This is a genomic window from Acidovorax sp., from assembly GCF_046341535.1.
In the GTDB taxonomy this organism is placed as follows: Bacteria; Pseudomonadota; Gammaproteobacteria; order Burkholderiales; family Burkholderiaceae_C; genus Acidovorax.
This window is the reverse complement of the sequence record NZ_JBKDRI010000121.1, coordinates 1-7,286: the sequence shown is the minus strand read 5'-3', so window position 1 is coordinate 7,286 and position 7,286 is coordinate 1. Positions and strand designations below refer to the sequence as shown.

The window sequence follows — 7,286 nt, the reverse complement described above, 5'->3', positions numbered from 1 at the left end:
GCAGGGCATGATGAGCGTATATCTGGGGTGCCGGTCGGGTTTGTTGCGTTGAAATGGCCGGACTGGGGGTGAATATCGGGGTTTCTCTGCCCGGTTTCTGTGCGATTACGGAACCCGGGGGATTGGGGTCACGGATTCAGGCATGGATTCATGGTCGTAGGGCACGCTGATGAGTTCGCACACCCAACCGTGCCTGTTTTTGTGGACCACGGCATAGCGCGCTTGCGGAGTTCCGTTCTCCACCCGGTGATAACGCGACCTGGGATACGCGTGGTCGTCATCGTAGGCCGGTAGCCCTACGCTGCCGGGATTGACGATCAGGAGTCCGGACGGCAGGGTCACAGTCCGTGCCACATGGCTGTGGCCGCAGGCTAAAAGCGTGATGTGATTGGGTATGTGGTGGCCCAGTCGCTCGAGAATTTCATTGGTGGATGACAGTTGCACCATCTCGTCGATTGGCGTTTCCAGAAGGTACTCAACGTCGCTGCGCGGACTGCCATGACACAGCGCCACATCAGGGCCCAGCTGAGCAGGCCAGCGTTGACCACGGTGCAGGTCGACACCACAAGAATCGGAGTGACTTCCAAGCCAAAGCCTGTCGGCCTGGCTTAACTGCCCGCTGGTGAAGGCGTCAGACGCGCTTTGGCGTGCAAGCGGCAGGCGCAACACCTGACGCTCGTGGTTTCCGGCTACGTGTAACCAGGGAAGTTTTTGGAGCCGATGTGCCGTCTGGGCCGGCAGCAAAGGCCCGCTGAGTGTGTCGCCCAGGTTGACTACCTGATCAATCTGCCGGGTCTCAAGGTCTTCAATGACGGCCTCCAAGGCCGCAAGGTTGCCGTGGATATCGGAGACTAGGGCTAAACGCATGGAGGACTCCTGTGCCTTGGTGTGATGTCAGAGCGCGGCTACCGTCGCGATGGCGCGCTGGCGGCTTGTGGCGTGGCCGTGATCTCGCGCAGCAGCCGGATGCCGACCAGCGTGTAGCGCGTTTGGGGGCTGTTCCAGTTGCGGTAGCCGCAGCGGGCATAGAAGGCCCAGGTGTGCCATGAGCCACCGCGCCGCACACGCACCGCGCCGTCGGACGGGCCTTGCGGGTCGATAGCCGGCGATTCGGCATAGTAGGTATCGCCGTGCCAGTCGGACACCCATTCCCAGGCATTGCCCAGCATGTCGTGCAGGCCAAACGCATTCGGTGCGTAGCTGCCCACCGGGGCCGTGAACGCGTGGCCGTCGCTGGTCGCCAAAGCGTGCTGCCTCCAGTGGGGCCAGAAAACGGCGGCATCCCGATCGAAGATGTTGGCGTGCGCGGCGAGGGCCTGCGGGTCGTCTCCGTGGGGGTAACGCGTGCGGGTGCCGGCGCGGCAGGCGTATTCCCACTCGGCCTCGGTGGGCAGGCGGTACCGGTGACCCTCGGTGCGGCTGAGCCACGCGGCAAGCGCTTGCGCGTCGTTCCAGGTGACGTTGATCACAGGATGGTCATCCGTCTGAAAAAAGCCAGGGTTCTCCCAGGAATAGCGCCTATCGCGCCCCTCAAACGCATCGCCGCGCCCCGAAGCCGCAGGGTCGTACTGGGCGTTGTAGCCGTAGCCACCCGTGCCGTCGGCGATCGACTCGGGCTGGTAGCCCGATACCTGCAAAAACCGGCGGAACTGGCCCACCGTGACTTCGTGCTGCCCCAGGTAAAACGGCTGGCGGATGTAGACGGTGTGCGCCGGGCCTTCGTCGGTCAGCTCGGTGAAGCGCTGGCTCTCTAGCCGCGGGAAGGCCTGTGCGAGCGCCTGCGGGCCTTCCGGCCCCCCCATCGTGAAGCTGCCTGCCGGAACGTGCACAAAACGCATGCCCAGGGCATTGGTCCAGGTGGCGCCCGCTGCTGCGGGCTTGGCACGCGGCCCTGTCCCGGCGTGCAGTACGCAGGACGCGCACAGCAGGATCAGCAGGGGCGGGAGTTTCATGGGTACCTCTGGTGGCGGGCAGGCCGTGGACGCTGGCACCTGGGCCCGGTGGCCGCCTGCGCGCAGCCGCTTTCTCAAAGTCTGCCGACGCAAAAACGTCTAAGTTGGTTTCAGTCAGGAAAACTCAGCATCTTTAAGCGGCTTGCGCCTGCTATGACTGAGTTTGTTGCTACATTTGTAGGAGCGTTTGATGTCAGTCAGCGTCAGCCGCGTCAGCCAGAGCCTGCAGCGCAGCCAGCACATCGCTCTGGTGCACGCCATCGACAGGGGCCAGGCGGGCGGCCAGCGCCTGCAGGGCTTTGGCCGTGTCCTTTTGCAGCTGGCCGATGGCCTGACCGGCATCCTTGGGGGCATCAAAGCCGTGGCTTTGCAGCAGCAGGCGGCCGTCTGCCCCGATGAGCTTGAAGTAGAACTTGCCATCGGCCTCGCGGTACTGCTTGAACGAGGGCCGCGCTGCCTTGGCTGCCTTGGCGGGTTGGGCGGTCGCACTGGCCTGGACCAGGCTGCGCAGGCCTACGGCGCTGCGCAGTTCTCGCATGAACGGGGTGGCCAGGGCGCGTGCGCGCTCTGCGCCTTCCAGCAGGGTCTTTTCGATGCGGGCGGGGTTCTGGATAAGCTCTTCGTACCGGGCGCGCATGGGCGCAATCACCTGGTCCACGCGCTCGAGCAGCAGTTCCTTGGCGTCGCCCCATGCAATGCCCTCGGCGTAGGCTTCGCGCAGGGCCACGGTCTCATCGGGCGAGGCAAAGGCCTGGTAGATCTGGAACAGCGCAGAGCCCTCCACCTCTTTGGGTTCGCCCGGCATACGCGAGTCGGTCAGGATGCCGCTGATCAGCCTTTTAAGCTGTGAGCGCGAGCTAAAGAGCGGGATGGTGTTGTCGTAGCTCTTGCTCATCTTGCGGCCATCGAGCCCCGGCAGGGTGGCGACATGGTCGTCGATGGCCGCTTCAGGAAGCACGAAGTGCTCGCCGTACAGGTGGTTGAAGCTGGCTGCCATGTCGCGCGCCATCTCGATATGCTGGATCTGGTCGCGGCCAACGGGCACCTTGTGGGCCTTGAACATCAGGATGTCTGCGCCCATGAGCACGGGGTACATGAACAGGCCTGCCGTCACGCCGTCGTCGGGCTCACGGCCGGCGGCGCTGTTTTTGTCCATGCTGGCCTTGTAGGCGTGCGCGCGGTTGAGCACGCCCTTGCCAGTCACGCACGTCAGCAGCCAGGTCAGCTCGGGGATTTCGGGGATGTCCGACTGGCGGTAGAAGGTAACCTGCGCGGTGTCAAGCCCGGCGGCCAGCCAGCTGGCGGCGATCTCCAGCGTGGAGCGCTGGATGCGCGCCGGGTCTTCGCACTTGATGAGCGCGTGGTAGTCCGCCAGAAAGTAAAAGCTCTGCACGCCCGGAGTCAGGCTGGCCGCTACCGAGGGGCGCATGGAGCCCACAAAGTTACCCAGGTGGGGCGTGCCTGTGGTGGTAATGCCGGTGAGAAAGCGTGTGGTGCTCATGAAAACGTATGCAGTCGGTCAACAGGAAAAGAGGGGTATCTTGGCGGCCCGATGGTGGCGATTTCAGCCCAGCAACGCCGTGAGCGGCGTGAGCAGCATGTCGATCACGCCATAGCCCAGGCTCATCAGTGGGCGCAGCCAGATGGCCCCCACCACCCCGGCGATCACCAGGCCCATCACGATGAAAAACCCCCAGGGCTCAATGCGCGCCACCATGTGCGCCTGCTTCCAGGGCAGTAGTCCTACCAGGATGCGGCCACCATCCAGCGGCGGCAGCGGAAAAAGGTTGAAGGCCCACATCACCAGGTTGACCAGCACCCCGGCGCGCGCCATCTCCACAAAAAACCGCTCGTCCACCCCGAATCCCACCAGGCAGACGAGCACCGCGGCCCATGCGATGGCCTGGACGAAGTTGGAAGCCGGTCCGGCCAGCGCCACCCACACCATGTCTCGCTTAGGGTTGCGCAGGTTGCCAAAGTTGACCGGTACCGGCTTGGCGTAGCCAAACAGAAATGCGCCGGAGGTGGCGAAGTACAGCACGATTGGCATCAGGATGGTGCCGACGGGGTCGATGTGCTTGATCGGGTTGAGCGTGATCCGCCCCAGCATGTAGGCCGTGTTGTCGCCAAAGTGGCGCGCGGCGTAGCCGTGGGCGGCCTCGTGCACGGTAATGGCAAACAGCACGGGCAGTGCGTAGATCAGAACAGTTTGGATAAGGTTGGATGTGTCCACCATCCAATTGTCGCCCAAGGCGTGCGTGCCCTGGGGCGCGCAACGCTGTGCGTCGGGCGGGGATGGGACAATGGCGCGATGCATCCCAAAGTTCTCCTTGATGCCTGCGCCGAGTTGGTCAGGCTCACCCTCACGTTCGAACACCCCGCCGACGCGGTGGTGTCGCGCTTCTTTCGCGACCACCGGGGCTTGGGCCCGCGCGAGCGCGCCACGCTGGCCGAGACGGTCTATACCGTGCTGCGCAAGAAGCTGCTGTTTGACCACATGGCGCCCTCGGGCTCGGGCCCCAAGGAACGCCGCCTGGCCATCCTCGGATTTCATGGCCCGCGTGACTTCCTCAAAAGCGCCCTGACCGAGCAGGAAAAGAGTTGGCTGGACCAGTGCGATGCCATCAAGCCAGAAGACCTGATGGAGCGCCACCGGCACAACCTTCCCGAGTGGCTGGTCAAGCCGCTCAAAGACCAGCTCGGCGACGACTTCTGGCCCCTGGTCGAAAGCCTGGCGCAGAGCGCGCCGCTGGATCTTCGCGTGAATAGCCTCAAGGACAAGCGCGCCGATGTGCAAAAAGAGCTGGCCAAGGCGGGCATCAAGGCCATCCCCACGCCCTATTCACCGTGGGGGCTGCGCATTCAAGACAAGCCTGCGCTGACCCGGCTTGACGCATTCACGCGCGGCGCCATCGAGGTGCAGGACGAGGGCTCGCAGCTGCTGGCGCTCATGCTGGACGCCAAGCGCGGCGAGATGGTGGTGGATTTTTGTGCGGGCGCGGGTGGCAAGACCCTCGCGATCGGTGCCAGCATGCGCAGCACAGGGCGTCTGTATGCCTTTGATGTGTCGGCACACCGGCTCGATGCCTTGAAGCCTCGCCTTGCCCGCAGCGGGCTGTCAAACGTGCACCCGGCCGCCATTGCCCACGAGCGCGATGACCGCGTCAAGCGGCTGGCAGGCAAGATCGACCGCGTGCTGGTTGATGCTCCGTGTTCGGGCCTGGGCACGCTGCGGCGCAACCCCGACCTCAAATGGCGGCAGTCAGCCAAGACCATCGAAGAATTGGTAGCCAAGCAGACCGCCATTCTTGCCAGTGCCGCCCGCCTGCTCAAGCCCGGCGGGCGGCTGGTCTATGCCACCTGCAGCATCCTGCCGCAGGAAAACGAAGCCATCGCCGCGGCGTTCAGCGCCGAGCACGGCGATTTCGAGTTGCTGGATGCGGGCGCGCTGCTGGAGCAGTCCAAGGTACCGGATGCCGCCAGCCTGTGCGTCGGTGCAGGCTCGGGCGGTGCCTACCTGCGCCTGTGGCCGCACCGGCACCAGACCGACGGATTTTTCGCCGCCGCCTGGGTCAGAAAAGGCTAGGGAAGCTCTGCATAACCCTCGCGAGGATGCGCTGACGTCTTCGCGCAGCCCGTTGCCTGCCGGTTTGGTGGGGCCTCTCCAAAGACGTTATTCCAGCGGCATGCTCTGGAAAACGCTGAACCAAGGAGGGGATGTGCCCTCTAAAATGAAGTCGCTGCGCAGTTGGTGGGCAGGTGGTCTTGTAGTGAAGGTTTTTGAATATGCTGTTACCCGACTGGGCTGTGTTGAACGCTGCGATGGATTGGTTAGGCCATGGTCTGTGGAATCTGACCTGGTGGCAGATGGTTCTGTACACGCTGGTCACCACCCACATCACCATTGCAGCGGTCACGATCTTCCTGCACCGCGCACAGGCCCATCGGGCGCTCGACCTGCATGCCATCCCCTCCCATTTCTTCCGTTTCTGGCTGTGGATCGGCACAGGGATGGTCACCAAGGAATGGGTCGCCATCCATCGCAAGCACCACGCCAAGTGCGAAACCGTGGACGACCCGCACAGCCCCCAGACGCGTGGGCTGGATACCGTGATGTGGCGCGGTGCCGAGCTGTACCGTGCCGAATCAAAGAACGCTGAGACCATCAAAAAGTTCGGCCACGGCACGCCGGACGACTGGATGGAGCGCAACGTCTATACGCGCTATGGCTGGCAGGGTGTCGGCCTCATGCTGATCCTGGACCTTGCGCTGTTTGGCGCATTGGGCGCTGCGGTGTGGGCCGTGCAAATGTTGTGGATTCCGTTCTGGGCAGCCGGCGTGGTCAATGGCGTGGGGCACTATTGGGGCTACCGCAACTTCGAGGCGCCAGACGCCAGCACCAACATCTCACCGTGGGGCATCATCATTGGCGGTGAAGAACTGCACAACAACCACCACACCTACCCCACGGCGGCCAAGTTCTCGGTCAAGCCGTACGAGTTCGATGTGGGCTGGGTCTATATCAGTCTGATGCAAAAGGTTGGCTGGGCCACCGTCAAGAAAGTGCCGCCCAAGCTGCAGCGGGGCGACGTCAAGCCGGTGGCTGACGAAAAAACGCTGGAGGCGTTGATCGCCAACCGCTATGAAGTCATGGCCGGTTATGCCCGCGGGGTGCGTCAGGCTTGCAGGGAGGAAATCGCGGCTCTGAAGGCCCGCCAGGCTGATGTCTCGATGCTCGAGGCAGCCAAACGCTGGCTGCATCGCGATACCGATAAGGTTCCGGCCCTGGCTCTGCCGCAACTGGCCCAGGCGCGTGCCGCATTTCCCTCCCTTGACAAGATGTTGACCATGCGTGAAGAGCTGCGCCAGCTGTGGCTGAACACCTCGCAGTCGCGCGATCAGCTCACGGCCGATCTTCAGGCCTGGTGCCGCCGGGCCGAAGAAAGCGGCATCGCGGCGCTGCGCGATTTCTCGATCGGATTGCGGGCAGCGAAGGCTTGACGGCCTTCGCATCATCGCCTTGTTGTGATGGAAAGCCGCTGGCGGGCCACAGCCGTCGGCGTTTTCCTCTGCTGCCGTTGTGCCAGTCAAGGTGGCGCGTATCTTGCCCTGAACACACTCTGAATATCGCCCTGCGGTCTGCGCTGGCCAAAGGCCGCGATGCGTGTCCCGTGCAGTCAGGTTGGCGCTGAAGGAACCTCTGCATAACTCCCTGCGGTCTGCGCTGGCGCGGGCTCGGGCAGTCCACGGTGTTGCTTTTCTTGCCAATAGCCAGGCTATTGGCTGCAAAAAGCGCCTTGTGGCCTATCCCAATCCGCACCAGCGCATCCTCGC

General features: G+C 63.7%; 6 protein-coding genes. 2 read left to right on the top strand and 4 right to left on the bottom strand.

The window, feature by feature from the left end; translation table 11 throughout:
* Nucleotides 1–105 precede the first annotated feature (105 nt).
* The 4 genes from ACK543_RS08715 to ACK543_RS08700 form a co-directional block, all read right to left on the bottom strand.
* Entirely contained in the window at nucleotides 106–867 is a 762-nt protein-coding gene (locus ACK543_RS08715) for a metallophosphoesterase family protein (RefSeq protein WP_409942452.1), read from the bottom strand.
* Nucleotides 868–905: 38 nt separating this feature from the next.
* Complete coding sequence (locus ACK543_RS08710) at nucleotides 906–1,952, bottom strand: formylglycine-generating enzyme family protein (protein WP_409942451.1); 1,047 nt, start codon at nucleotides 1,950–1,952, stop codon at nucleotides 906–908.
* A 193-nt stretch (nucleotides 1,953–2,145) separates the two neighbouring features.
* Complete coding sequence (locus ACK543_RS08705; RefSeq protein ID WP_409942450.1) at nucleotides 2,146–3,453, bottom strand: tryptophan--tRNA ligase; 1,308 nt, start codon at nucleotides 3,451–3,453, stop codon at nucleotides 2,146–2,148.
* Between the two features lie 63 nt (nucleotides 3,454–3,516).
* Entirely contained in the window at nucleotides 3,517–4,185 is a 669-nt protein-coding gene (locus tag ACK543_RS08700) for a site-2 protease family protein (protein WP_409942453.1), read from the bottom strand.
* 78 nt (nucleotides 4,186–4,263) lie between these two features.
* Between ACK543_RS08700 and ACK543_RS08695 the strand changes: the two genes are divergently transcribed.
* Both ACK543_RS08695 and ACK543_RS08690 read left to right on the top strand, forming a co-directional pair.
* Nucleotides 4,264–5,538, top strand: coding sequence for an RsmB/NOP family class I SAM-dependent RNA methyltransferase (locus ACK543_RS08695; RefSeq protein WP_409942449.1), 1,275 nt, complete (start codon nucleotides 4,264–4,266; stop codon nucleotides 5,536–5,538).
* Nucleotides 5,539–5,738: 200 nt separating this feature from the next.
* Nucleotides 5,739–6,953 carry a fatty acid desaturase gene (locus ACK543_RS08690; protein WP_409942448.1) on the top strand — a complete coding sequence of 405 codons (1,215 nt, stop codon included), beginning with the start codon at nucleotides 5,739–5,741 and terminating at the stop codon, nucleotides 6,951–6,953.
* Nucleotides 6,954–7,286 lie beyond the last annotated feature (333 nt).